25 protein-coding genes and 2 pseudogenes are annotated in these 25,549 nt (G+C 56.8%); 19 read left to right on the top strand and 8 right to left on the bottom strand.

Annotated features, from left to right (window positions below; translation table 11 throughout):
• Positions 1-30 precede the first annotated feature (30 nt).
• The gene (gene flgA / locus V6F78_RS13195; protein ID WP_047276827.1) at positions 31-801 is read right to left on the bottom strand and encodes a flagellar basal body P-ring formation chaperone FlgA; all 771 of its coding nucleotides are present in this window, start codon (positions 799-801) and stop codon (positions 31-33) included.
• 77 nt (positions 802-878) lie between these two features.
• On the opposite strand from flgA, the gene V6F78_RS13190 reads away from it, so the two are divergent.
• From V6F78_RS13190 to flgE, 6 genes are all read left to right on the top strand, one after another.
• Complete coding sequence (locus tag V6F78_RS13190) at positions 879-1,811, top strand: chemotaxis protein CheV (RefSeq protein ID WP_047276825.1); 933 nt, start codon at positions 879-881, stop codon at positions 1,809-1,811.
• A 46-nt stretch (positions 1,812-1,857) separates the two neighbouring features.
• Positions 1,858-2,685 carry a protein-glutamate O-methyltransferase CheR gene (cheR, locus tag V6F78_RS13185; RefSeq protein ID WP_047276821.1) on the top strand — a complete coding sequence of 276 codons (828 nt, stop codon included), beginning with the start codon at positions 1,858-1,860 and terminating at the stop codon, positions 2,683-2,685.
• A 252-nt stretch (positions 2,686-2,937) separates the two neighbouring features.
• Positions 2,938-3,345 carry a flagellar basal body rod protein FlgB gene (gene flgB / locus V6F78_RS13180; protein ID WP_047276819.1) on the top strand — a complete coding sequence of 136 codons (408 nt, stop codon included), beginning with the start codon at positions 2,938-2,940 and terminating at the stop codon, positions 3,343-3,345.
• A 3-nt stretch (positions 3,346-3,348) separates the two neighbouring features.
• Positions 3,349-3,792 carry a flagellar basal body rod protein FlgC gene (gene flgC / locus V6F78_RS13175; RefSeq protein ID WP_047276817.1) on the top strand — a complete coding sequence of 148 codons (444 nt, stop codon included), beginning with the start codon at positions 3,349-3,351 and terminating at the stop codon, positions 3,790-3,792.
• A 15-nt stretch (positions 3,793-3,807) separates the two neighbouring features.
• Positions 3,808-4,536 (top strand): flagellar hook assembly protein FlgD, encoded by a 729-nt coding sequence (flgD, locus tag V6F78_RS13170; RefSeq protein ID WP_047294925.1) that lies wholly within the window; start codon positions 3,808-3,810, stop codon positions 4,534-4,536.
• A 29-nt stretch (positions 4,537-4,565) separates the two neighbouring features.
• Positions 4,566-5,894 carry a flagellar hook protein FlgE gene (gene flgE, locus V6F78_RS13165; RefSeq protein ID WP_047294921.1) on the top strand — a complete coding sequence of 443 codons (1,329 nt, stop codon included), beginning with the start codon at positions 4,566-4,568 and terminating at the stop codon, positions 5,892-5,894.
• Between the two features lie 218 nt (positions 5,895-6,112).
• On the opposite strand, the gene V6F78_RS13160 is transcribed toward flgE, so the two are convergent.
• The gene (locus V6F78_RS13160; RefSeq protein WP_332727474.1) at positions 6,113-8,998 is read right to left on the bottom strand and encodes a ribonucleoside-diphosphate reductase subunit alpha; all 2,886 of its coding nucleotides are present in this window, start codon (positions 8,996-8,998) and stop codon (positions 6,113-6,115) included.
• A 125-nt stretch (positions 8,999-9,123) separates the two neighbouring features.
• Between V6F78_RS13160 and V6F78_RS13155 the strand changes: the two genes are divergently transcribed.
• The gene (locus tag V6F78_RS13155) at positions 9,124-9,333 is read left to right on the top strand and encodes a hypothetical protein (RefSeq protein WP_139048414.1); all 210 of its coding nucleotides are present in this window, start codon (positions 9,124-9,126) and stop codon (positions 9,331-9,333) included.
• Positions 9,334-9,688: 355 nt separating this feature from the next.
• Here V6F78_RS13155 and bglX read toward each other — a convergent pair whose 3' ends face one another.
• Entirely contained in the window at positions 9,689-11,980 is a 2,292-nt protein-coding gene (gene bglX, locus V6F78_RS13150) for a beta-glucosidase BglX (protein ID WP_332727472.1), read from the bottom strand.
• Positions 11,981-12,241: 261 nt separating this feature from the next.
• Between bglX and V6F78_RS13145 the strand changes: the two genes are divergently transcribed.
• The 10 genes from V6F78_RS13145 (at position 12,242) to V6F78_RS13100 (ending at position 19,375) form a co-directional block, all read left to right on the top strand.
• Positions 12,242-12,853 carry a LemA family protein gene (locus V6F78_RS13145; RefSeq protein WP_070411899.1) on the top strand — a complete coding sequence of 204 codons (612 nt, stop codon included), beginning with the start codon at positions 12,242-12,244 and terminating at the stop codon, positions 12,851-12,853.
• A 105-nt stretch (positions 12,854-12,958) separates the two neighbouring features.
• Positions 12,959-13,702, top strand: coding sequence for a TPM domain-containing protein (locus tag V6F78_RS13140; protein ID WP_094990250.1), 744 nt, complete (start codon positions 12,959-12,961; stop codon positions 13,700-13,702).
• Positions 13,703-13,730: 28 nt separating this feature from the next.
• Positions 13,731-14,345: a TPM domain-containing protein gene (locus V6F78_RS13135; RefSeq protein ID WP_047295379.1), complete on the top strand. Its 615-nt coding sequence runs from the start codon at positions 13,731-13,733 to the stop codon at positions 14,343-14,345.
• Positions 14,346-14,601: 256 nt separating this feature from the next.
• Complete coding sequence (locus V6F78_RS13130) at positions 14,602-14,823, top strand: LuxR C-terminal-related transcriptional regulator (protein WP_332727467.1); 222 nt, start codon at positions 14,602-14,604, stop codon at positions 14,821-14,823.
• 56 nt (positions 14,824-14,879) lie between these two features.
• Positions 14,880-15,431: a hypothetical protein gene (locus V6F78_RS13125; protein ID WP_047295377.1), complete on the top strand. Its 552-nt coding sequence runs from the start codon at positions 14,880-14,882 to the stop codon at positions 15,429-15,431.
• On the top strand, positions 15,412-15,990 hold the full coding sequence (locus V6F78_RS13120) for a 2OG-Fe(II) oxygenase (RefSeq protein ID WP_047295375.1): 579 nt from the start codon (positions 15,412-15,414) through the stop codon (positions 15,988-15,990). Before V6F78_RS13125 ends, V6F78_RS13120 begins: the two co-directional genes overlap by 20 nt.
• A 9-nt stretch (positions 15,991-15,999) precedes the next feature.
• Positions 16,000-16,812 (top strand): hypothetical protein, encoded by an 813-nt coding sequence (locus tag V6F78_RS13115; RefSeq protein WP_094990251.1) that lies wholly within the window; start codon positions 16,000-16,002, stop codon positions 16,810-16,812.
• Positions 16,813-17,108: 296 nt separating this feature from the next.
• Positions 17,109-18,326: a class I SAM-dependent methyltransferase gene (locus V6F78_RS13110; RefSeq protein ID WP_047295373.1), complete on the top strand. Its 1,218-nt coding sequence runs from the start codon at positions 17,109-17,111 to the stop codon at positions 18,324-18,326.
• A gap of 146 nt (positions 18,327-18,472) precedes the next feature.
• The gene (locus V6F78_RS13105) at positions 18,473-19,054 is read left to right on the top strand and encodes a DJ-1/PfpI family protein (RefSeq protein ID WP_047276800.1); all 582 of its coding nucleotides are present in this window, start codon (positions 18,473-18,475) and stop codon (positions 19,052-19,054) included.
• 15 nt (positions 19,055-19,069) lie between these two features.
• Positions 19,070-19,375 (top strand): ribbon-helix-helix domain-containing protein, encoded by a 306-nt coding sequence (locus tag V6F78_RS13100; RefSeq protein ID WP_047278045.1) that lies wholly within the window; start codon positions 19,070-19,072, stop codon positions 19,373-19,375.
• A gap of 33 nt (positions 19,376-19,408) precedes the next feature.
• Here the strand turns inward: V6F78_RS13100 and V6F78_RS13095 are convergent, their stop codons facing one another.
• The 3 genes from V6F78_RS13095 to V6F78_RS13085 form a co-directional block, all read right to left on the bottom strand.
• Positions 19,409-21,958 carry a TonB-dependent receptor gene (locus V6F78_RS13095; RefSeq protein ID WP_332727463.1) on the bottom strand — a complete coding sequence of 850 codons (2,550 nt, stop codon included), beginning with the start codon at positions 21,956-21,958 and terminating at the stop codon, positions 19,409-19,411.
• Positions 21,959-22,078: 120 nt separating this feature from the next.
• Positions 22,079-23,029 (bottom strand): FecR family protein, encoded by a 951-nt coding sequence (locus tag V6F78_RS13090; RefSeq protein ID WP_047295370.1) that lies wholly within the window; start codon positions 23,027-23,029, stop codon positions 22,079-22,081.
• Complete coding sequence (locus V6F78_RS13085; RefSeq protein WP_047276793.1) at positions 23,026-23,565, bottom strand: RNA polymerase sigma factor; 540 nt, start codon at positions 23,563-23,565, stop codon at positions 23,026-23,028. The genes V6F78_RS13090 and V6F78_RS13085 overlap by 4 nt, the downstream gene beginning before the upstream one ends.
• 181 nt (positions 23,566-23,746) lie before the next feature.
• On the opposite strand from V6F78_RS13085, the gene V6F78_RS13080 reads away from it, so the two are divergent.
• Positions 23,747-24,079, top strand: a complete 333-nt coding sequence (locus V6F78_RS13080; RefSeq protein ID WP_047276791.1) for a YegP family protein — start codon at positions 23,747-23,749, stop codon at positions 24,077-24,079.
• 64 nt (positions 24,080-24,143) lie between these two features.
• On the opposite strand, the pseudogene V6F78_RS13075 reads toward V6F78_RS13080, so the two are convergent.
• A pseudogene (locus tag V6F78_RS13075) lies at positions 24,144-24,367 on the bottom strand (dihydrodipicolinate synthase family protein); the annotation flags it as partial.
• Here V6F78_RS13075 and V6F78_RS13070 point away from each other — a divergent pair.
• Positions 24,338-24,451, top strand: a pseudogene (locus V6F78_RS13070) (cupin domain-containing protein); the annotation flags it as partial. The pseudogenes V6F78_RS13075 and V6F78_RS13070 sit on opposite strands and share 30 nt — an antisense overlap.
• Positions 24,452-24,465: 14 nt before the next feature.
• On the opposite strand, the gene V6F78_RS13065 reads toward V6F78_RS13070, so the two are convergent.
• Entirely contained in the window at positions 24,466-25,491 is a 1,026-nt protein-coding gene (locus V6F78_RS13065) for a DUF4917 family protein (protein WP_047281026.1), read from the bottom strand.
• Positions 25,492-25,549 lie beyond the last annotated feature (58 nt).

The following is a 25,549-nucleotide window of genomic DNA, read 5'->3' as shown; positions in this document are numbered from 1 at the left end:
AGGAAAGTTGAGAGTCGTATGCCAACTGTCCTACAAAGCCACCTCCACTTGCCCCGGCCCGGTAATACGCGCCTTGATAACCCGTTTGGAGTTCAGGTTCTTCACCCGCACCTGTTCACTGAGGCCGCCGTCGGACAGGGCTTCGCCGGGCATTCTCACCGTCAAGGTGCCGCTACGGGCATTGATCACCACTTGATCGCCCTTGCGCACCACAGCCGCTTGCTCCAGGTGCGTCAGGGTCAGCACTTGATCGGTGACCATGGGCCGCAGGAGTTTTTGCCCGACTACCAGTTCCACGGCGGTCATGTAACCCTGCGTGATCAGGCCCACGTCGCGCTCGCGCAACACCACATCGTCATCGCTGATGATCGTGCCGCGCTTGAGGGGGTGGAGCACGGTCACCACCTCGCGAAATAACTTTACCTGTGCCGGGACAAAAATGGTCCAGGGCGAGCTACCCTCACAGCGCACACGCACCGTCACGCGGCCCATGGGTTGCGCCGGGCTTTCGAGGGTGGCTGTCAATTCCTTGTCGCACTGAGCGAGGCGCAAGCGCGGATCAAGGTTATTGACCTGAATCTCGTAGCGGCCTTCTATCTGACCAGTGGCAAGGTAGTCTTCGACGGTGAATTCAAGAAAGCCTTGGGTCACGCCGATAAGCTGTGTAGGAGAAGTAAATCCATCTGCGTATGACTGTGTGCCCACGCTTATCAGGCAGACAGCCGCAAGCATGCTTGCACAGCGAAGGCGCAGCGTCTGAAGGATCGGCCGGTGGCAAGAAATTGTCGTTTTTGCATTCATGGCGGATAAATAGCAAAGCCCGTGCCGTTTACCGGGCGATGTGCGTCGCAACTTAAAGTTTCTAAGGGGAACCGTGTATGGCTGGGGTGATGGATTCGGTTAACCAGCGCACACAACTGGTCGGGCAGAACCGCCTGGAACTGTTGTTGTTTCGCCTGGATGGGCCACAGCTGTACGGGATTAACGTGTTCAAGGTGCGCGAGGTGCTGCAATGCCCCAAGCTGACCGTGATGCCCAAATCCCATCCTGTGGTGTGCGGTGTTGCGAGTATTCGGGGGGCGACCATTCCGATTCTGGATTTGGCCATGGCCACCGGTTCAGGCGCGCTGAAAGATCAAAGCAGCCCGTTTGTGATTATCACGGAGTACAACACCAAGACTCAGGGGTTTCTCGTGGGCGCGGTCGAGCGCATCGTCAATATGAACTGGGAAGAGATCCATCCGCCGCCCAAAGGCACGGGGCGTGACCACTACCTGACGGCGGTGACACGGCTGGACAATCAACTGGTAGAAATCATCGACGTTGAAAAAATCCTGTCAGAGGTTTCGCCGTCATCGGAAAGCATTTCCCACGGTGTGGTCGATGTCGACACCCACACCAAGGCCGTGTCGTTGCGGGTGCTGACGGTCGATGACTCGTCAGTGGCGCGCAAGCAGGTGTCACGTTGCCTGCAAACGGTGGGGGTGGAAGTAGTCTCGCTGAATGACGGTCGCCAGGCGCTGGAGTATCTGCGCAAACTGGTGGACGAAGGCAAGGACCCGTCAGAAGAGTTTCTGATGATGATTTCGGACATCGAGATGCCGGAAATGGACGGTTACACCCTGACGTCTGAAATCCGTAGCGATCCGCGCATGCAAAATTTACACATCATTCTGCACACTTCGCTGTCCGGGGTATTCAATCAGGCGATGGTCAAGAAAGTCGGCGCCAATGACTTTCTGGCAAAATTCCGCCCTGATGACCTGGCATCCCGGGTCGTCGACCGGATCAAAGAAGCAGATCACAGCTAAGAACGCAGTCCTTGGCGGTCAACACGTTTTATAGAGGCAGGATCATTTGTCTACGGCTAATTTGGATTTTGAGCAGTTCCGGGTTTTCCTGGAAAAAGCCTGTGGCATTTTGCTAGGGGAGAACAAGCAGTACCTTGTTTCCAGTCGACTGAACAAGCTGATGGAACAGCAAGGTATCAAATCACTGGGTGAGCTGATTCAGCGCATCCAGAGCCAGCCCCGCAGCGGGCTGCGTGAGCAGGTGGTCGATGCGATGACCACCAACGAAACCCTGTGGTTTCGCGATACCTACCCCTTTGAAGTGCTGAAAAACAAAGTCCTGCCTGAGTTGACCAAGGCCCATCCGGGGCAACGTTTACGCATCTGGTCGGCCGCCTGCTCTTCGGGGCAGGAACCGTATTCGCTGTCGATGGCCATCGATGAGTTTGAGCGCAGCAACCTCGGGCAATTGAAAGCGGGGGTGCAAATTGTCGCCACCGACCTGTCCAGTCTGATGCTCAACAACTGCAAGACCGGCGAGTACGACAGCCTGGCGATCGGCCGCGGTTTGTCCCAGGAGCGCTTGCAGCGTTACTTCGAGCCTAAAGGGCCGGGGCGCTGGATGGTCAAGGCGCCGATCAAGAGCCGTGTGGAGTTTCGCTCGTTCAACCTGCTGGACAGTTACGCCGGGTTGGGCAAGTTCGACATGGTGTTCTGCCGCAACGTGCTGATCTATTTCTCGGCAGAGGTCAAAAAAGACATCCTGTTGCGCATTCACAGCACCTTGAAGCCGGGCGGCTATTTATTCCTGGGCGCCTCCGAAGCGCTCAACGGGTTGCCGGATCACTACCAGATGATCCAGTGCAGCCCGGGGATCATCTACCAGGCCAAATAACCCTAACGGGAGCCCACAAGGCTCCCGTTTTTTATGGCGCTGTGGGGCGGCGGTGCGAGTGTGTCGTGCAACAAAGCGGCAGAAAAGCGGCAGTCGACGGTCAGTGATTGCCGCTTTTCTGGCATTGCCGCGCCCCAGCCCCCGGCAAAGCCTTGAAATACGGGCATGTGAATATTGGCACGGGGTTTGCTCTATCCAGAGCAAGAAGGACCTGAACCACATGTTCAGGTCAGCCCACAAAGGTTTTTCGACATGAGCATCAGCTTCGATAAAGCGCTCGGTATCCATGAGCAAGCCCTGGGTTTTCGCGCCCAGCGCGCTGAAGTCCTGGCCAATAACATCGCCAACGCCGACACCCCGAACTACAAGGCTCGGGATCTGGATTTTGCTTCTGTGCTCGCTGCACAGAATGACAAGAACAAGAACGGCAGCTTTGCCTTGAACATGACCAACAGTCGCCACATCGAAGCCCAGGGCTTGAGCAGCGGCGATGAATCGCTGTTGTACCGCACGCCGATGCAGCCCTCCATCGACCAGAACACGGTGGATGCTCAGCTCGAACAATCGAATTACGCAGAGAACGCGGTCAACTTCCAGGCCAGCTTCACCCTGCTCAACAGTAAATTCAAAGGGCTGGTGTCAGCCCTGCGCGGAGAGTAATCCATGTCTCTAGCCAGTGTTTTCAATATTGCCGGTAGCGGCATGAGTGCTCAGACCACGCGCCTGAACACCGTGGCCAGTAACATTGCCAACGCCGAAACCGTGTCGTCGAGCATCGACCAGACTTACCGCGCACGGCACCCGGTGTTTGCCACCATGTTTCAAGGTGCGCAAAACGGCACGGGCGATTCGCTGTTCCAGAATCAGGATGCCGCCGGGCAGGGCGTACAAGTACTGGGCGTGGTCGAAGACCAGAGCAACCTCGAAGCCCGCTACGAACCGAACCATCCTTCTGCCGACGCCAAGGGGTATGTGTACTACCCCAACGTCAACGTGGTTGAAGAAATGGCTGACATGATTTCCGCCAGTCGTTCGTTCCAGACCAACGCAGAAATGATGAACACCGCCAAAACCATGATGCAGAAGGTCCTGACCCTCGGTCAGTGATAAGGAACGACGCAAATGAGTGTGACCGATTCCGTCAGCAACAAGACCCTTAATCAGGTGCTGGCCAACTCCTCTCAGGCCAAGGCCACGGACACCAGCCTTGCGGCTGCTTCCAAGGCCGTGGCGGGCAACAGCAAGGCATTGGGCAAAGATGCGTTCATGCAATTGCTGGTCACCCAGTTGAAAAACCAGAACCCGCTGGACCCGCAGGACAACACCGCATTCGTTGCGCAGTTGGCCCAGTTCAGCAGCCTGGAAGGCATCACGTCCCTGAACGAATCGGTGACGGCCATCACCGGCGGCTTGCAATCCTCGCAGGCGCTGCAGGCTTCGTCGCTGGTAGGGCGTTCCGTGATCGTGCAAACCGGTGAAGCCTTGGTGGACCCTGCCAGCGAGAAGCCGTTCAACGGCACCGTGGCGGTCAAAGATGCTAACTCCTCGCCCACCATCAAGATCACCGATGCCGATGGCGTTGTGGTCCGAACCCTCGAAATGGGCGCCCAGAAAGCGGGCAATGTCGATTTCACCTGGGACGGCAAAAACGATGACGGTGAACTGATGCCCAAGGGCAACTACACCTTCACCGCGTCGACAAAAACTGACACCGGAACCACGGCCCTCACCACGTACCTGCCCGCCACTGTCAACAGTGTGACGCTGAGCAAGACGGGGGGGGAAGTGATGCTCAATCTCGCAGGCCTGGGCAGCATTGGCATGTCCAAAGTCCAGACCATTGGCCTCTAAGCCGACTCATACGCCTTAAGGAGTGCAACATGTCTTTCAATATCGGCCTTAGCGGCCTCTATGCGGCCAGCAAACAACTCGACGTGACCGGCAACAACATCGCCAACGTCGCCACGTCCGGCTTCAAATCGTCCCGTGCCGAGTTCTCGGACATTTACTCGGCCAGCAAGCTGGGCATTGGCAGCAAAACCATCGGCAGCGGTGTGAACCTGGCCAACGTCTCGCAGAACTTTGGTCAGGGTGCTATCAACAACACGGGCAACTTGTTGGACATGGGCATTCAGGGCAACGGCTTTTTTGTGCTGAGCGACAACGGCTCCCTGAGCTACACCCGTGCTGGTACGTTCAAGGCCGATAAAGACGGCTACGTGACCAACACCGACGGTAGCGCGCGCTTGCAGGGCTATGGTGTCGACGCCAACGGCAATATCGTCAATGGCATATTGACGGACCTGCGCATCGACACCTCGAACCTGGCGCCACGCGCCAGCGGCTCGGTGGAATCGACCATCAACTTGAACTCGACCAGTGATGTGGTCGACCAGGTGGCCAACAAGTTCAATCCGCTGGAGTCGGACAGCTACACCAAAAAATTCTCCACCACCATCTACGACACCCAGGGCAACCCCCATGAGATGGATCAGTACATGGTGAAAACCGGCTCCAATACCTGGAAAGCCTACACCCTCGTCGATGGCCGCAACCCGGACGGCAGCCCGGTGACGGGAACGGGCGCCAAAGACCCGGTTGCTGCGACCATGGTGTTTGATACGGCAGGCGCCCTGACCAGCGTCACCACACCAAATCCGATTCCGGGCGAACCGGACATCATCAGCAGCACCCTGACGGTGACTGACTGGATGCCAGGTGCCACGGTTAACGGTGCGTGGGTTTCCAACGGTGCAGCGGCCAAAGATGGCGGTATTGCCATCAACATGGCCAAAACCACTCAATACAACACTGACACCTCGCGCAACCCGCCGAGCCAGGACGGCTACGCCACTGGCCAGATCACCAACCTGACCATCGATGGCTCGGGCGTGATGTTTGCTAACTTCAGCAACAATCAGAGCCGTGCCATCGGCCAGATCTCCCTGGCCAGCTTCACCAACGAACAAGGCTTGCAGCCTGTGGGCGGCACGGCGTGGAAAGAGACATTCGCTTCGGGCCAGGCCGGTTACGACGCACCGAAGGTCGGTACCCTGGGGGCAATCCAGTCCAACTCGCTGGAAGACTCCAACGTTAACCTGACCAACGAGCTGGTTGACCTGATCAAGGCGCAAAGCAACTACCAGGCGAACGCCAAGACCATCTCGACCCAAAGCACCATCATGCAGACCATCATTCAGATGACCTGATGGGCGAATGCGTCTTCAAAAAGCCCCTCAAGTGTGTGAGGGGCTTTTTTTCGCCTGCAGATTCATCACAGCCTGGCTCGGAGCACCGCGTCATCGCTGTTCGAGAAAACGGGCGCTGGATTTTTCACCCGCCAAAACAAAACCCCCGTTAAACCCACCTGTTGCCAGGGTTTAACGGGGGTTTCAGTCAAGCGGTGTGACCCGCTGGACAGCTCAGCTTATTGGCACGCTTCGCAATCCGGCTCGTCAATGGCGCAAGCCTTTGGCACCGGAGCCGGGCCCGCAGGGGCGGCGGCGACGTCTTCACTTTTGTTGCCGCTCGATACGGCGTTGAGCTTGCCCGTGTTGACGGTGGACTTCTCGGTGCTGGTGGCAGCCAGGGCACGGAGGTAGTACGTGGTTTTCAGGCCGCGGTACCACGCCATGCGGTAGGTGACGTCCAGCTTCTTGCCCGAAGCACCGGCGATGTACAGGTTCAGCGACTGAGCCTGGTCGATCCACTTCTGGCGGCGGCTGGCAGCGTCAACGATCCACTTGGTGTCGACTTCAAACGCGGTGGCATATAGCTCTTTGAGCTCTTGCGGGATGCGTTCGATCTGCTGCACAGAACCGTCGTAGTACTTCAAGTCGTTGATCATGACCGAGTCCCACAGGCCGCGGGCCTTGAGGTCGCGAACCAGGTACGGGTTGATTACGGTGAATTCACCCGACAGGTTGGATTTCACGTACAGGTTTTGATACGTCGGTTCGATCGACTGCGATACGCCGGTGATGTTGGCGATGGTCGCGGTCGGTGCGATGGCCATGATGTTGGAGTTACGAATGCCTTTCTGAACACGCGCGCGAACCGGTGCCCAGTCCAGGGATTCGTTCAGGTCAACGTCGATGTACTTCTGGCCGCGCTGTTCGATCAGGATCTGTTGCGAATCCAGTGGCAGGATGCCTTTGGACCACAGCGAGCCCTGGAACGTCTCGTAAGCGCCACGCTCGTCAGCCAGGTCGCAGGACGCCTGAATGGCGTAGTAGCTGACCGCTTCCATCGACTTGTCGGCAAACTCGACCGCTGCTTGCGAGGCATACGGAATGTGCTGCAGGTACAGCGCGTCCTGGAAGCCCATGATCCCCAGGCCGACCGGACGGTGCTTGAAGTTCGAATTACGCGCTTGCGGCACCGAGTAGTAGTTGATGTCGATCACGTTATCGAGCATGCGCACGGCCACGTCGATGGTGCGCTTGAGCTTGGCGGTGTCCAGCTTGCCGTCCACGATGTGGTTCGGCAGGTTGATCGAGCCCAGGTTGCAGACCGCGATTTCATCCTTGTTGGTGTTCAGGGTGATCTCGGTGCACAGGTTCGAGCTGTGAACCACGCCCACGTGCTGCTGCGGGCTGCGCAGGTTGCACGGGTCTTTGAAGGTCAGCCACGGGTGGCCGGTTTCAAACAGCATGGACAACATTTTGCGCCACAGGTCTTTGGCCTGGATGGTCTTGAACAGCTTGACCTTGCCCGGGTACTCGGTCAGGGCTTCGTAGTACTCGTAACGCTCTTCGAAGGCTTTGCCAGTCAGGTCGTGCAGGTCCGGTACTTCGGAAGGCGAGAACAGGGTCCATTTACCGTCATCGAAGACACGCTTCATGAACAGGTCAGGGATCCAGTTGGCGGTGTTCATGTCGTGGGTACGACGACGGTCATCACCGGTGTTCTTGCGCAGCTCGATGAACTCTTCGATGTCCATGTGCCAAGTTTCGAGGTAAGCACACACAGCGCCTTTGCGCTTGCCACCTTGGTTAACAGCGACAGCGGTGTCGTTTACCACTTTAAGGAACGGAACCACGCCTTGGGACTTGCCGTTGGTGCCTTTGATCCACGAACCCAATGCACGGACTGGCGTCCAGTCGTTGCCCAGGCCGCCTGCGAATTTGGACAACATGGCGTTGTCGTGGATCGCGTGGTAAATGCCCGACAGGTCGTCCGGCACGGTGGTCAGGTAGCAGCTGGACAGCTGTGGACGCTGGGTACCGGCGTTGAACAGGGTCGGGGTCGACGACATGTAGTCGAAGGACGACAACAGGTTGTAGAACTCGATGGCGCGGTCTTCTTTTTGTTTCTCTTCGATCGCCAGGCCCATGGCCACACGCATGAAGAAGATCTGCGGCAGTTCGAAACGCACGCCATCCTTGTGGATGAAGTAACGGTCGTACAGGGTTTGCAGGCCCAGGTAGGTGAACTGCTGATCGCGTTCGTGGTTGATCGCCTTGCCCAGTTTTTCCAGGTCGAAGGTGGCCAGCACCGGGTTCAGCAGGTCGAACTCAATACCTTTGGCAATGTAAGCAGGCAGCGCCTTGGCGTACAGGTCGGCCATCTCGTGGTGAGTGGCGCTTTCGGCAACGTTGAGGAAGTTCAGGCTTTCGGCACGCAGGGTGTCCATCAGCAGGCGGGCGGTCACGAACGAGTAGTTCGGCTCACGCTCAACCAGGGTGCGGGCCGTCATCACCAGTGCGGTGTTGACGTCGCTCAGGGCCACGCCGTCGTACAGGTTTTTCAGGGTTTCGCGCTGGATCAGGTCGCCGTCCACTTCTTCCAGGCCTTCGCAGGCCTCGGTGACGATGGTGTTCAGGCGGCCCATGTCCAGCGGCGCGAAGCTGCCGTCGGCGCGGGTGATGCGGATCGACGGGTGCGCTTGCACCGCGTCTTCGGCCGGTGCGCGGGTGGCGCGCTCCTTGGAGCGGGCATCGCGGTAGATCACGTAGTCGCGGGCCACTTTCTGCTCGCCGGCACGCATCAGGGCCAGTTCAACCTGGTCCTGGATTTCTTCGATGTGGATGGTGCCGCCCGAAGGCATGCGACGCTTGAAGGTTGCGGTGACCTGTTCGGTCAGGCGGGCAACGGTGTCGTGAATGCGTGACGAAGCGGCTGCATTGCCGCCTTCAACTGCAAGAAACGCTTTGGTGATGGCGACGGTGATCTTGTCATCGGTGTAAGGAACGACGGTTCCGTTACGCTTGATCACGCGCAATTGGCCTGGCGCAGTTGCCGACAGATCCAGATTTGAATCGTTCTGCGACGCGGTGCCCTGCGAGTTCTCGCGAGTTGAGTCGGTTTGCATGGGTGTCTCCACATTCTCTATGTTTATTTGGGCGCCTCAAAAAGGTGCCCACCGTTCCGTCCTGACGCACTACAACCGGGGATAAACCGGGCATAACGACCTCGGGACGTACAGAAAGGGGTGTTTTGGCCGCTTCCTTGCCGAAGTCTCAGATTCGCGCATATCGCCTCAAATCTTATTCCTGGTGGGTGACAGTCTTTGTACTGCAACACCCGGGCCGCTTTCCGCGCCAGCGCTGGAAAACGGTTGCCATCCGCATGAGCGGTTTGGGCTTTGAAAACGCTGTTTGGTTCAACCCGACAGGGGCGAGAAAAGCACTTGAAATTCTCGGCTGAGTTGTGTTGGGTTTTTGCCCTAAAACCCTATATGTGGGGTCTTTTGGCGGAATTGATACAAGATATGCGTTTTACAAGAGGTGTGCAATGCACCACCTGTGGATAACCCTGTGTGTAATTTGTGTATGAACCCTCGAATCTCCACGTAGGCCGCATGACACCGGCATTCCACCGTCTGTCACTGTTTTTGCCGGGATGAAATCGGGCGCGCTGGATTTTGAGGGCGCGAACCCTACCACAAAAAACAGCGCTGTCCGAACGCATTTTGAGGCGGGCGCAAAGATCGAAAAGGTCAAGCGGATATTGCGCTCAAGAAGTGCCGGGAAGACCGTTCAAAGCCTCCCCGGCGGCGACGTCAGAGCAGTTGGAAACTCGTCTGCTGGACGTTTTGCGAATCCAGGCCAATTTGCACGTTGAATTCGCCGGGTTCGGCAGCGTACTGGAGTTGGGTGTTGTAAAACTTCAGGGCGTCTTCGTCGATGCTGAACTGCACGACCTTTTCTTCCCCTGGCTGGAGCATCAGCTTCTGGAAGTTTTTCAGCTCTTTGACGGGGCGGCTCATCGACGCACTCACGTCCTGTATATAAAGCTGCACCACGGTTTCGCCGGCGCGCTGCCCGGTGTTCTTCACCGTCACGCTGGCCGTCAGGGCTGACCCGGGCTTGAAGGTGTTGGCCGACAGTTGCGGCGCCGACACGCTGAAGTCGGTGTAGCTCAAGCCATAACCGAACGGGTAGAGCGGGGTGTTCGGGGCATCGAAATACTGCGAGGTGTAGTTGCCCGGCTTGCCCGGCGTGAACGGTCGACCGATGCGCAAGTGGCTGTAGTAACTCGGAATCTGGCCCACCGACCGGGGGAAGGTGATCGGCAGCTTGCCCGAGGGGTTGTAGTCACCGAACAGCACGTCGGCAATCGCATTGCCGCCTTCTGTGCCGCTGTACCAGGTTTCCAGCACGGCATCGGCCTGTTGCACCTGATCGCCGATTGACAGCGGGCGGCCATTCATCAAGACCAGCACCAGCGGTTTGCCGGTGGCCTTGAGGGCACTAATCAACGCGCGTTGCGTCGCAGGCAAGTCGAGGTCGGTGCGGCTGGCCGCTTCGTGGGACATGCCCCGGGCTTCGCCTACCACGGCCACAATCACATCGGCCTGTTGCGCCACCTTGACGGCTTCATCGAGCATCGCTTGCGCCGGGCGCGGGTCGTTGGTCAGGTCGAGCATGTTGGGGTTGGAGTAATTGAGGTAGTCGACCACGGCCTGATCATCGGTCACGTTGGCACCACGGGCGTAGGTCAGCGTGCCCGGTTTGCCCACGGCAGAGCGCAAGCCTTCAAGCACGGTCACCGACTGCGCGGGAACCCCGGCGCCCGACCAGCTGCCGAGCATGTCGATCTTCGAATCGGCGAGCGGCCCGATCAACGCGATGTTCGCCCGCTTGTTCAAAGGCAGGGTGCGCGATTCATTCTTGAGCAGCACTTGGCTCTTGCGCGCCACCTCGCGGGCCTCGGCCCGGTGCAGGCGGCTTTCGGCATTGATGTCGGCCGGATCGTCTTCGGCTTTGCCGATACGCAGGTACGGGTCTTTAAACAGGCCCATGTCGTACTTGGCGCCCAGCACTTCACGCACCGCGTTGTCCAGATCGCTTTGTGGCACTTTGCCGGACCTGATCAAGCCCGGCAGCTCCTTGCCATACACCAGGTCATTCATGCTCATGTCGACCCCGGCCTTGATCGCCAGCGTGGCGGCTTCACGCTCATCCTTGGCCACGCCATGCTTGATCAGTTCCAGAATCGCGCCGTGGTCACTGACCGCCACGCCTTTGAAGCCCCATTGCTTGCGCAACAAATCCTGCATCAGCCAGGTGTTGGAGGTGGCCGGTACACCGTTGATCGAGTTCAGCGCCACCATCACGCTGCCCGCGCCAGCGTCAATGGCGGCGTGGTAAGGCGGCAGGTAATCCTGAAACATGCGCGTCGGGCTCATGTCGACGATGTTGTAGTCGCGGCCGCCTTCGACGGCGCCATACAGGGCGAAATGCTTGACGCTGGCCATGATGTTGCCGGGCAGGGCCGGGGACACACCTTGATACGCCTGCACCATGACTTTGGCGATGCGCGAGACCAGGTAGGTGTCTTCGCCGAACCCCTCAGAGGTGCGCCCCCAGCGCGGGTCGCGGGCGATATCGACCATTGGGGCAAAGGTCAGGTCAAGGCTGTCGGCGCTGGCTTCCTTGGCCGACACCCGGCCGCTCAGGGCGATGGCATCCATGTCCCAGCTGGAGGCCAGCGCCAGGCTGATCGGGAAAATGGTGCGGTGCCCGTGAATCACGTCGTAGGCAAAAAACATCGGGATTTTCAGCCGGCTGCGCATGGCAGCGTCTTGCATGGGGCGGTTTTCGGGGCGCGTCACCGAGTTGAACGTGCCGCCGATGCGGCCTGCCGCAATTTCCTTGCGAATCAACTCTCGCGGCATGTCTGACGCAATGCTGATGAGGCGCAACTGCCCGACTTTTTCATCGAGGGTCATCCGGTTCATCAAGTCCGTGATGAACGCCGCTTTATGCTCCAGCGCGACGGACGGGGTCTGCGCCCACGCGCAGGAACTGGCCAGGCTGATGGCGATGCCCAGCAAACACATTTTTCTCATGGAATTCTTCTACGCAGCCGCTCACATAAAGCGAGGAAGCCCCGCATTCTTGAAGCGATATTGTTCTGGATTGGATCGGGAATACTTAACTTAAAGAATTGCCCTATCTTTAGTAGGAGTAGCACTACATGCGAGAAGTCTTTTATCTGATTAGTAGCCTGCAATCCAGTGCTGCTGGCGATATTCAATGAAGGCGATGGAGTTTTTCTCGGGCAAGCGATGTCTATGAATTCAATGCGATCATTTTGGAGCGTCACGACCATGGGAATACAACGCGTACAGACCGCCACCGGCTGGAAAGTCATGGCGTTGCTGCTGATGAGCAGCGTCTTGGCCGGATGCGGTATCAACACCATTCCGACCCTCGATGAGCAGGTCAAAGCGGCCTGGTCACAGGTGCAAAACCAGTATCAGCGTCGTTCGGATCTGATCCCCAACCTGGTAGAGACGGTCAAGGGCGCAGCCAAGCAGGAGCAGGCGACGCTGACTGCGGTGATTGAAGCGCGGGCCAAGGCCACCTCGATTCAAGTGGATGCCAGTACCCTCAATAACCCTGAAAAACTCAAGCAGTTTCAGGATGCGCAAAATCAGCTGACCGGGGCCTTGAGCCGATTGATGGTGGTTTCCGAGCGCTACCCGGACCTCAAATCCAACCAGAACTTCCTCTCGTTGCAATCGCAGCTCGAAGGCACGGAAAACCGCATCAGCGTGGCCCGTCGCGACTTCATCCTCGCGGTCGAGCGTTACAACACCGAGATCCGCACCTTCCCGGGGCGTCTGTGGCATGCCGTGATGTACAGCGATTTGCCCGTGCGTCCGACGTTCGAAGCCACCAGCCCGGACGCCGACAAAGCGCCTGAAGTGAAGTTTTAAGACGCCTGGCCAATACGCGAGCCCCGTAGCAGCTGCCGATGAACGAAGGCTGCGTTCCTCGGCAGCTACTACGGGTACGTCCCCCCTTCAATCAGCGTGGTGCAGATGCGTATATCAAGACTGGGGTCAGGCCTGCTGCTGTGGCTATTTATAGCCACGGCCCAGGCGCTGACATTTCCCGCACTCAGCGGACGGGTAGTGGACGACGGGCAAATGCTCGATCCCGCCACGCGTCAGCAATTGACGCAATCGCTTGAAGCCCACGAAAAAGCCACCGGCGAGCAGGTGGTGGTAGTGACCGTGCCTGATTTGCAAGGCACCCCCATTGAAGACTTCGGCTACCAATTGGGGCGCACCTGGGGCATCGGTCAAAAGGACAAAAACAACGGTGCCTTGCTGATCGTTGCCCGTGACGACCGCAAATTGCGCATCGAGGTCGGTTATGGGCTGGAAGACCGCCTCACAGACGCGCAATCGTCGGTAATCATCAATCAAGTCATCACGCCTGCCTTTAAAGCGGGCCACTTCAGCCAGGGCATCAGCGACGGTGTTGCAGCGATCCTTCAGGTGTTGGGCGGCGATCCATTGGCCGAACCGGCCTACGCCAGCGGGCAGGGCGATGGCAATGACTTGCTGGCCGAACATCCCTTTGTCGTACTGCTGTTATTCGTCCTGTTTGTCATAGTGGTTGCCGCGTGCCAGTTCTACGGCATCTGCAACTCGGGCGGCGGGGGCGGTTCACGCTCCGGCGGTTTTGGCGGGGGCGGTTTTGGTGGTGGCGCAGGAGGTGGCGGCTTTAGTGGCGGCGGTGGCAGCTTTGGCGGCGGTGGTGCCTCGGGCGGCTGGTAATTCAATTTTCAGGCGAGCATAAACACTCATGGCTTTACTCACACAAGCGCAACAACGGCAGGTCGAAGAAGCGGTCACCCGCGCCGAGCAACACACAGACGCCGAAATTGTCACCGTATTAGCCCCGCGCGCGGACGACTACAGTTATATCCCGCTGCTCTGGGCCAGCTTGATCGCCTTGCTGGTGCCCGCATTGGCGCACTTTTTTATCGGCGGCATTCAGATCTATTCGCTGCTCATGCTGCAATGGGCCAGCTTTGTCTTCCTCTGCCTGATCTTTCGCATCCCGGCGATTACCACCCGCTTGATCCCGCCTCGTGTGCGGCATTGGCGGGCCAGCAACCTGGCGCGGCGCCAGTTTCTGGAGCAAAAGCTGCATCACACCCAAGACCGCACCGGGGTGCTGATTTTTGTCAGTGAAGCTGAGCGTTATGTTGAAATCCTGGTGGATGAAGGGATTTCACGCCATCTGGACGACAGCGACTGGGGCTCCATCGTCAACGATTTCGTCCGTCGTGTGGCGTTGGGGCATACGGCTGAAGGCTTTATTGCCTGTATCGATGCCAGTGCTGAGTTGCTTGCGCAGCACATCCCGAAAACCCAACCGCGTAATCAATTGCCGAATCGGTTGGTGATGTTGTAATCGTTTTCTTTCTGGTCTTGATGTTTCTGATACTTCGCTAAGAAGTATCAGACTTTTGTGATGTCCTCTTTGTGGTTTTATTCTTGTATCTCCGTAAGTAAGTTCTTGCGAGTCTGCAATATAAGTTCCCGCTATTTATAGTTCTCATTGTTGTGGAAAGCTGTGTTGTCATTTTTTTTGAATGATGGTTAGGTTGTATTGTGTCCGGGTGTTTTTTTAATGTGCTCTGAGGTTGATAAAAGATGGGGATAAGGGGATGAAACTTACATCTAGGGAGAAAGAGGTGCTTGATTTGCTTATGGATGGGTGCACAAATAAGGCGATAGCACAACAGTTGCTGATTAGTGATTTTACGGTTCGGGATCATGTGTCGTCATTGTTGTCAAAGTATGGTGTGGGAAATCGTATGGCGCTAATGGTGGTGGTTAGTCGTTTGGGTGACAATGCCCGAAAAATAACGAAACCCCTACGGATATAGGGTTGCTGTATCAATATTGAGGCTTTAGTTTTAAATCAATCGCGCAAGAGGCAGAAATGAATAAGTCACCTTTTTATATGCCGCCTGGTTATGTGGCAACTCCCATGGAATTAGTGGTGGTGGTCTTTTTTTGTCTGCTGATGTTCGGAGTTGGTGTGATGATGTGGAATGAGCGGGTGGAGGTGCCCGCGGTGCCTAAAAGCATGGTACTGCGCAGCGCTTATGTTACCCATGCTTTGGGTAGGTCAAAATCATCAGTGTATTTGTATTTTAATGTGGGGCGAGGCGAGAGTGATTATAAATACAGGATTGAATTTCCCAGTTATGAGGACGGTTTGTTGGATGTTCGCAAGCATAAAAAATTGTGGGTGGCTGTAGACGCTGACAGCGATAATACATTTGTTTGGGCGGTCTATGATGAAGAATTTCTACTGATGATGAGCCGTCAGCAGATAGCGCGGTGGGCGAGGGGTAACAATATTATTAGTTATATTATGGTTGCTTACTCAAGTTTGGCTGTAGGTTATTTTGTATTTCATATCATTAGGTACGGTATTTTTAATCGATATTGTCATAGGAAGGTATTCAATGAGGACAGAGAAAGTTGATGAGTCAATTTATGTGTTTGATGATTTTTTGACAGAAGCTGAAGAGAGTGAAATCAATATTCAGCTCAAGGGAGAGGTGTGGCGGTATAACTGGCCAAATTATGAGGCTTTACCCTTTGTCAGACCCTGCTGGCACGTCTTTATAGCCGGCAAAGGGCGCCCGCTTGGCCAGTCAAGCCTTGATGAATTGAGGGGCAACCAGGCTTGGGGTTTTTTGACGGGGGTGTGGGAACGATTTTTAGCCTTGCATACATTTAAAGTGACCTTGCTTGGTGTTTATGCAAATGGACAGACGTTTGGTCAAGACACGATTATTCATCGAGATAATAAAGTTCATCCGGGTTTAACCATTATTGTGTTTTGCAATGAGTATTGGCCGACCTCGTGGGGTGGTGAACTGGTTTTTTACGATGAAACTAAAGCAAATATTATTAAGGCGGTGCTTCCTAAATCAAAGAGAGTGGTTGTGTTCGATGGGCGAATCCCCCATGCAGCCCGATCACCTTCGGCCAAGTGCGATCAGGTCAGGATGACTCTGGCGTTTAAAACAATAATTTAGGAATAGCAGATGGCAGGAAAAACAGAAATAATTATAGGTGTGATTAATGACGGTGCTACAGTCGGTTCGGGTGCAACGGCCATCTCGGATCAGTTTATAATGAATAGCCAAGGAATGGAGTTGGTGAGTCAGACGGCACAGACCGGGGCTGTTATTGCCAGTATTACTTCAGTGACAAAATTGGCTGGCCCTTATGTGCCAATAATAAGTATGCCTGGCAATATCATCGCAGGCACGATCACTTTTTTGAAGGTGGGTGTGGATGTCAGAGAGGGTCGAGAAATAAGCCCTGGGGATGTATTGAGTCTGGTAGGGAATGTGGCAGGAATTATTGGTACTTTCGCTATTTTGGTGGGAGCTGCTTCTGGTTTTGTCGCGGTGGCCGCCGTGGTTTCTGTAGGGGCGAGTTTGCTGTCGATTATTAGGTCTGAAACACTTAAACGCATTATGAAGTCAGCCGGAGATTTTTTTGGCAATAATCCCTCCGATAACTACCTCGATTATAGGTGTGCTCCGGATATGAAGATTGTTGATCGTAATACCCTGAGGCTGGCGTATGCCAATATGATGTTGTCCTGTAATTGGATATCGGCGACGGGTGAGTTGCAGCCTTTTTCAACGGTTGCCCCCGATCTTGGCAACGGAATAGGTGGTGGTTTTATCGGCGGTACATATACACCGTCCAGGCCTGTACTTCCGTCACCACCGCCTCCCCCTCATAATGTAGGCAATGTAGGTATCAGTATTATTGTGGGGGGTAACACCTATGATGCAGGGGATGAATATGGATGTTGCACTGGCACCAGTGATGGTTATATATAATTATTTTCATGGTTGACTTGTTTGTCGACGTAATAACGAGTTAAGGCACCCAATTTAGGCTGTTCGAATGACCGTTTATGCATGCCGGCCGGCGGCATTTTCAGGGTTTTATCCATGTCAATTTCATGTGGTTGGTTACGCCACTGAGTCTTTGCAATGCCAGGAAGGGTGCTCATCAGAACCCCACGAAGACTGCGCAGCAAAATTACCCCGTGCCCTGTGCCGCCAACCCGCCTAAAATACCCGCCATTCCTTTCCTGATTTCCCCTCCTGCATCCCCCGAGGCGCTTTTTTCAATGTCAGTGACTGCTACCACCGCCGCGTCTGCGCCGGATCATCGTGCGCAATTTTTGAACCTGCTGGACACCGGCCTGGCGCAAAACTCGTTTATCAAGCTGGTGCTGGCCAAGTACGTGGGGCCTGAGCCTGAGCTGCAGCGGGTCATCATCAAGCAGGTCACGGTCAAGGATCAGCCTTGCCTGTCGTTTGTGTACCGCTACAAAACCCGCGATATCACCAAGAATTTACCGCTGGACGAGGCGGTGACGACGATTGCCGGTTTGTTGCCGCAAGCGTTCAAGAACGCGCACCTGCTGACCCTGACCGACGAAGTGCAGCTGGAGTACAGCAAAAAAGGCAAAAGCTCACTGTTCAAGGGCAAAAGCCAGCACGCGCGGGAAGTGCCGTCAGCTGAGCATAATCGTGAGAAAAATCGCTTTCTGGACCTGACGCGTCCGTTTTTGGCTGATCTGGGCGTGACCAATAAACAGCAAGAACTGATCCCGGCCATGTCGCGCAAGTGGAAGCAGATCAATAAGTTCATTGAGGTGTTTTCCCACGCGCTGAGCAGCTCGCCGCTCACGCTGGATCAGCCGGTCAAGGTGGTGGATTTCGGTTCGGGCAAGGGCTACCTCACGTTTGCGATTCACGATTACTTGCGCCACAGCCTGCACGCTGAAGGCGTGGTCACCGGCGTTGAGCTGCGTGAAGACATGGTCACGTTGTGCAATAACGCGGCGCAGCGTCTGGAACATCCGGGCCTGAGCTTTCTGCATGGCGACGTGCGCAGTTTTGCACCGACGCCGATTGACGTGATGATCGCGCTGCATGCCTGTGACATCGCCACCGATTACGCGATTCACATGGGCATCCGCTCGGGCGCCGCGATCATCATGTGTTCGCCGTGCTGCCATAAGCAGATCCGCCTGCAGATCCAGAGCCCAGCGCTGCTCAAGCCGATGCTGCAATACGGCCTGCACCTGGGCCAGCAGGCCGAGATGGTGACAGACAGTCTGCGGGCGTTGTTTCTGGAAGCCTGCGGTTATGACACCAAGGTGTTTGAGTTCATCTCGCTGGAACACACCAACAAGAACAAAATGATCCTCGCGGTCAAACGCGCCGAGCCTGTAGACCCTGCGCAGTTGCTGGTGAAGATTCAGGCACTCAAGGCGTTCTACGGCATTGAGGAACACTGCCTCGAAACCCTGCTCCGGGCCGATGGGTTGTTGAAGTAAACCTGTGTAGTACCGGGTTATTACCCGTGTAGGTACTCAGTGACTACTCTTGTGGGGTTTCCGAGCTTTCGAAAACCAACGATGACCCGCAGGCCTGCCTCCGGCAGCGCCTGTCAGGGCAGTCCTCACTCATGGGAGTACGCGACATGGCGGCGAAAAAAATTCTGATGCTGGTGGGCGATTACGTCGAAGACTACGAAGTGATGGTGCCGTTTCAGGCGCTGTTGATGATCGGCCATCAGGTGCACGCCGTCTGTCCGGGCAAAACCTCGGGGCAGACCGTGCGCACGGCCATTCATGACTTTGAAGGCGATCAGACCTACAGCGAAAAGCCCGGCCACCTGTTTGGCCTGAATTGTGATTTCGACACGGTCAAGGCGGGCGACTACGACGCCTTGTTGGTGCCAGGTGGTCGTGCGCCGGAATACCTTCGCTTGAATGAAAAAGTACTTGAACTGGTGCGCGACTTCGACAAGGCCGGTAAGCCCATAGCTGCGGTGTGCCACGGTGCGCAGTTGCTGGCGGCGGCCGGGATCCTGGAAGGTCGCGAGTGCAGCGCTTACCCGGCGTGTGCCCCGGAAGTGCGACTGGCGGGCGGTACGTTTATGGATATCGACGTCAGCCAGGCCCATGTGCAGGGCAACTTGGTCACCGCGCCTGCCTGGCCTGCGCACCCTGCGTGGCTGGCGGCGTTTGTGAGCCTGCTGGGCACCACCATTACCGTGTAAGACGAGGGCGTGACCATGTGTGAACTGTACGTCAAAGCCGATCCGATTCTGTACGAGTCACGCTCGCGATCGTTGCGTATCGGTGGCGTGGTCACGACGTTGCGTCTGGAAAACCAGTTCTGGGACATCCTCAGTGAAATCGCCGACGCCGATGGCATGACCACCAATCAACTGGTGGCCAAGCTCTACGAAGAGGTGATGGATTACCAAGGCGAAGTGGTCAACTTCGCCTCGTTCCTGCGGGTCAGTTGCACCCGTTACCTGAGTCAGCGTCGGGTGCCGTCGAGCGGTTTGAATGTGGTGCCGCGCAAGCACGGTTGATGGTCGTGCTCGCCGCAGCGGCCAGCGTCGCTCTCAGAAGAAACGGGTCACGCTGATCTTGGCATTGCGGCCCTGGCTATAGGCGTTATCCCCACTGAGCATCGGCTGGTAACTTTTGTTGAACAGGTTGTCGACCGTGAAGTTGACCTCGGTGCCTTTGAGGTAAGGCTGCTGAGGTGTCCAGTTGGCGAACAGGCCCTGCACGTTGTACCCGTCATTGGCGTGTTGGTCGTAGTAGCGATCCCCTAACACACTGATCTCGTTACCCGAGTACTTGTCGCTTGGCAGACGGTCGGTCTTGCGCACGAACTCACCTTTCCAGCCCACGCGTGCATCCCATGCCGGAATTTTGGTCCCCAGCACGGCGACCCATTTAGGCGCCGGAATGTCACGTGCCCAGACGTTTGGCCCCCACGGGTTGGTGTAGGCACCTTGGTGTTTGCCAGTCATCCAGGCGTACGACAGTGAACCGAACAGGTACGTGGATTCGTAGAAACTTTCAACTTCAAAGCCCTTGATGGTCACACTGCCAATGTTGCGGTAGTTCGGTATGTTGCCCGGCCCGCAGTCTTTGGACAGGCTACCCGCCGCTGTCTGGGCGGCACAGCCGACGCCGGTGGCCTTGAATATTTCATTGTCGACGGTGTTTTGAAACAGCGTGGTGCGGATCAGTGCATGGTCGCTGTCAGTAAAAATCTGATCGAAGTTGGTGATGTTGCCTGCTCGCCAGCCTGTGATCTTTTCCGGTTTCAGATTCAGGCTGGTGGCTGTGCGACTGCCGAGCCCTTGTAGCTCGTATTGTTCGTCGATGACCGGGGCGCGCCAGGTTTTGCTGTAGTCGACAAACAGCGCTGTGTTGGGGGTGATTTTCCAAAAGGCTGACAGGCGAGGCGACCAGCCCGTGTAGGTTTTATCGCTGTAGTCGTGACCCAATTCCGCGTGGTTATAGAACGGTGCATCGTTTTCTTCACCGCGGTTACGCACGTGGTCGTACCGCACGGACGGGGTCAGGGTGAAGTCACCGAGGGTGATCGCGTCTTGCAGGTAAAAGCTGTGGGTGTCGACTTTGCCTTTGGGCATGAAGCTGGGCTGGTAGTGGCCGTAGTTGTATTTTTCTACCTCGTAGGTCTTGCCCGGCATCCACATGTCGACATCACGCTGGTGCTTGCGCACCTGCATGCCCGTGGTCACGGCATGGTCCAGCGGGCCGCTGGCAAACAGACTGACGTTTTCGATTTGCACCATGTCGTCGGTGTAGCCGGTTTCCATCTTGCGACCGCCGGTGGACGGCTGGAAATAAGCTTGAGCGCCACGCGTATCGGTTTGCTCGGTATTGGAATGCGAGTACTTGACCTCAAGGTTCACCAAGGGGTTTTCAAGGGGCTGGTAGTTGTATTTGGCGGACCACGTGGTGTCGATGGTCGAACGGTTCGACAAGTAACGCCGGGTGGCGATGTCGTACCCATATTTGTCGATGTTGGCCTGGCTCGGCGGGGCCGGGTAGCTGATGGCCGAGAAGGGCACCCACAGGTAGTTGTTGGAGCGTGAGTACGACATCCCCAGGCTGTGCTCTTCGTTGAAGTGCAGGTTCACTTTGAGCAGTTGCGCGTCCAGGTCCTGGGCGGTGTTGGGCAAGCGTTTGGGGTTGATCGGGTAGGCATTCTTGGGGTCTGGCATGTGCCCGGCCAGCTTCATGTTGTCGCCATCGCGCTTGGTGTAATACACCAGCGCATCCGCGCGACCATCATCGGTGCGGCCATACACGGCGCCACTGTAAACCTGCTGGTGATCGTTGCTGCTGTAGCCGTACTTGAGCATGGCGCCGGTGTCTTTGCCTTCTGCGAGCAAGTCCGGGGCGTCTTTGGTTTCCATGTGCACGGAGCCGGCAAAGCCGCCGTTGCCGGTGCGTATATCGTGCGGGCCTTTCTCGACCACCAGCCCCTTGATCAGCTCCGGCTCAATGAAAATGGTGCCTTGCATGTAGCGTTCGAAGCCGCTTTTGGTCGCGCCATCGACGGTCATCTGCACGTCTTCGGCTTCGCCCATGCCCCAAATGTTGATGGTCTGGCCACCGGGCTTGAGCGAGCCGCCGAGGTTGATGCCGGGCAGTGTCGCCAGCAGGCTGGGAATGTTGTTGGCCTGATAGCGATTGATTTCAGCTTGGGTCAGGGTCGATTTGCCGACGTTGCTGGAGTCGACTTCATTGCCGGTGCCGATCACGCTCATGGCACTGAGCTGCAGGCTGTTGCTGGTCGTCGTGCCTTCTTCCTTGGGGCGCACGACGAAGGTGCGGTCGACCTGGGTCAGGCTGAAATCGGTGCCGCGCAACAACTGGTTGATGGCTTCTTGCGCGCTGTAACGGCCGTTCAGCGCCGGGGCCTTGATGTTGCGCAACAGTGCTTCGTCAAACAGCAACTGGATGTTGGCTTGCCGGGCCACGGCACTCAACGAATTGGCCAGCGACTGTGCAGGCAATTGCAGTTGGACCGACTCGGCGTGAGCCTGCAGGCAGAACGCCAGGCAGGCGGCCAGCAGGGTCGGGCGTGTGCAGAAATGCGAGACGTGATGCGGTGCGCGAAACATGAAATCCCCCAGTGCGGCAACAAAGGCCAAAAAGACATGCGTTAACAACGCAGACCGAAGGAAGACGCGGGGCGATTAAAAAACCACATATGCGAATGCAAAATATTCGCATATGTTTTTTTAGCGGGGTTCGATGCGGATTTTTCCGTTGTCCAGCCACACGGTGTTCACCGGGATCAAGGCGGGCAAGGCTTTCACCAGTGCCAGCGGATCATTGATGTCGAGGTGGCCTGAGACCTTGTACTGTTGGAGCGGCCCATTGGCCAGTTCGATGATGCCGGGCCGGTAGAGGTCCAGTTCGTCGATCAGGCTGGCCAGCTCGCGGTTGCGAAAGGCCAGGTGCCCGTTGCGCCAATCGCCGATTTCGCTGGCCGTGAGGGTGTGTTCAGTCAATGCCTGGCGCGCGTAGTCGTACGTGGCACGCTGATCGGCGCCGAGCAGGGCAGAGCGCTTGGCGTCAGGCACGAACGCAACCTGGCCGTGGGCGACGCTGACCACCAGTTGGCGTGGGCTGCGTCGCACATCGAAACCGGTGCCGACCACCCGTATCCGCGCGTCATCGGCGTGCACCACCAGCGGCTGGTCTTTATTGGCCGCCACCTCGATGTACAGCTGACCGCGTTCCAGGTAAATGTCGCGTTGTTGTGCGTTGAAATCGAGGCGCAGTTGGGTGTTGGCATTGACGTAGAGGGTGCTGCCATCGGGCAGTGTCAGGGTTTTCGCACCTTGGGACTGGGTCGTGAGCTGTTGCTGGTGCAGCGTGACGGGGGTGCCGATGTTCAAGGCCAGCACGGCACACAACACGGCTGCCGCCGTAGCCAGGGCAAACGTCGAACGACGCTTGATCGCCGGCTTGACCGGCAGTGGCAGCGGTTTGTTCCGGTGTTGCAGTTCGCCCAAGTCGGCCCATAGCGACTCGAACTCGGCATACGCCCGTGCATGCGCCGGTTGCGCATGCCAGGCGTCGAATTGCGCGCGGGTCTGTGCGTCGGGCCGATTGCGATTGCGTGCAAACCAGCTGGCCGCCTGCGCATCAATGCTGTCGTGGGCGGCCGATTGAAAAGGGCTCATTGTGGCTGCTCCTTGCCGCTGTCCCGCTGTAAATGTTGCTTGCAGTGCAACAACGCAAAGGCGATGTGCTTTTCTACCATGCTGACCGAGATTCCCATGCGTTGCGCGATCTGCGCCTGACTCAACCCTTCGAAGCGGTGCAGGATAAGGGCTTCACGGCGCCGGGGCGAGAGCTCTGCGAGTACGGTCTTGAGTTGTTCAAGCCGTTGCAGGCGGTGTGCGGCCAGCATGGGGTCATCCCTCTCATCGCTTAACGGCTCGTCTTCGCGTTCAACCTGATCCGCATGCACGGATTGGCGCACCTGCTGGCGTCGCCAGTGATCGCGCAGCAGGTTGCGCGCCATCTGAAACAAAAACGCCCGGGGTTGCTGGACCTTGGCCCGGTCCTGATAGCCCAGCCATTGCGTGAAAACGTCTTGCGTCATGTCAGCTGCATCGCTGGCGTTGTCGGTGCGCTTACGCAGGAAATGCAGAATCTGCGTATAGAACTCGCGTAAGGATTCGGCCAACGCGGGGTCAGGTTTAAAGCGAGACATGAAAATCCTTGTGGACTCAGCGATGCAAAATAAGCCGCGAATGGTATCGAGAATTATTACTATTTGTCTCTATGTAAATTCACCTTTCCTTTTTTCTTTTTTCCTACAGATAAATGGCTAATTGCTGGGTGAGCGCTTTACTGAAGGGGACAAATGACCTTCAGCCACAAGGAGAAACGCTATGTCGGGTTGGTATGAGTTGAGCAAGACCAGCAACGGGCAGTTCCGATTCGTATTGAAAGCAGCGAATGCCGAAACCATTTTGGTGAGTGAGCAGTACACCACGCACGAGGCGGCGAAAAAGGGCATTGCTTCGGTTCAGGCCAACAGCCCGCTGGATGAACGCTATGACCGCAAGGTGGCGAAAGACGGCAAACCGTATTTCAACCTGAAGGCGGCCAATCACCAGATCATCGGCACCAGTGAGCAATACAGCACCGAAGCGGCGCGGGAGAAGGGCATTGCCAGTGTGAAAAGCAATGGGCCCACCACGGTCATCAAAGAGAAGCTGTGAGGGGCCGGTGGCCGATGCGCCGGGCTAGGCAGCCCGGTGCGCGTCGGCCGGAGCAGGGTTATTTCAGTTGAGCCAGCAACCCGTGTAACAGGGCGCACGCGGCGTCTAAGTCGTTGGCCAGCATGGCGTAATGCAGCGTCAGATTCAGCGCCCGAATCAGGTTCGGCGCCGCTGTGCACCAGCCTTTTGCACCCGCAGCGAAGGCCACAGTGTCAGCGGGTTGCAACCGTTATAGAACGGCGCCTTGCCTTCCCCTCGTTGTTGCAGCGCGGCGATGCCCTGCATTTCAATGCGCAAAAACCTCACCGCGTGCGTTCGGTGGGTGAGGTTCAAGCGCAATTGTTGGTGGTGGTGCACAGCATCGAGGAGTAAGGCGAAGGGCGCTTTCAGCGCTCGACCGGTACTGAGTGACGGCTGTCGCCCAATGGGTGCGTTTTAGCGTTAAAGAAGCGCAATGCCACCTTGTTCTGTGCAAATAGCTGCGTGTAATGGTTTTTCTGGAAGCGGATGAAGGCTTCGCTGCGCGGATAAATCGAGATGCACAGGGTTTTCAGGGGCGCCAGGCGCAGGGCGTCAATCAGGTGTTGATCTTGCTCACCCAGGCTGTGGCCGAAGATGCACAGGCTGTCTTTGTGGGCCATCAACTGTTCATGGCAAAACGACAGGTAATCCGACATCCGGATCGACTTGCGCTTGTCGTCGCTGGTGCCTTCGCTGACAAACAGCGGCACGTCATCCAGCGCGCTGATGGAGTGATTGATGGCGAAGTTGCTGAGCAGCGCGGCGGGATCGCCCACGGATTTGCGTGCCTTGCCTTCCTGATTTTTTACCAGGTGCAGCGCGCCGTGCAGGTACAGCACGCGGGTGGTTTTGCCTTTGGCTGCGGCCTGCGCCAGTTCAAAAGTGGCGCCCGGCGTCTGGAACAAATCGTTGAAACGCTTGGGCGCCTGCATCAGCGCCCACGGCGCCAGCAGGTCATAGTTAGAGCAATACACCGTGCTGTAGCGGGCCAGTTCTTCCTGCCAGCAATCCAGCGTGGCGGCGGGCATCAAGCGCCAGGGAATATGGACATCCTGAGTGCTGTTGATCAGGGCTTCCTTGATGGCGTAGTAACGTTTGCGCGGTGATGCAGAGCTGATGGCCAGCGCCTTGTTGACCTTGCTCGCGGTTTTCAGGGCACTGAGCACGTGCTCGAAATTGCGCGTGTTCAAGGCGTCAAACACGCTGAGTTCCGTCTGGCTGAGGGGTTTTTCGGCCACGCTTTTGGTTTTTTCAAACAGCGAGTCGTAATAAAAGTCATGCCACACGGCCATGCTTGCGCCATTGCCGAGCAGCAAGCCGCTGCACGGGGTGCTGGTGCGTAGGGCGTTCCAGTCTTCTAGTTCGGCATCAAATTCCTGGAAGGGGGTCATCGCGTAGGTCATCTCAAGGCGTGGGCGGTGCGGGACTTTATCACGACCATGTGTTGAG

The sequence above is a fragment of the Pseudomonas sp. ESBL9 genome (assembly GCF_036668715.1).
In the GTDB taxonomy this organism is placed as follows: Bacteria; Pseudomonadota; Gammaproteobacteria; order Pseudomonadales; family Pseudomonadaceae; genus Aquipseudomonas; species Aquipseudomonas lundensis.
This window is presented reverse-complemented; position numbering and strand designations above follow the sequence as displayed.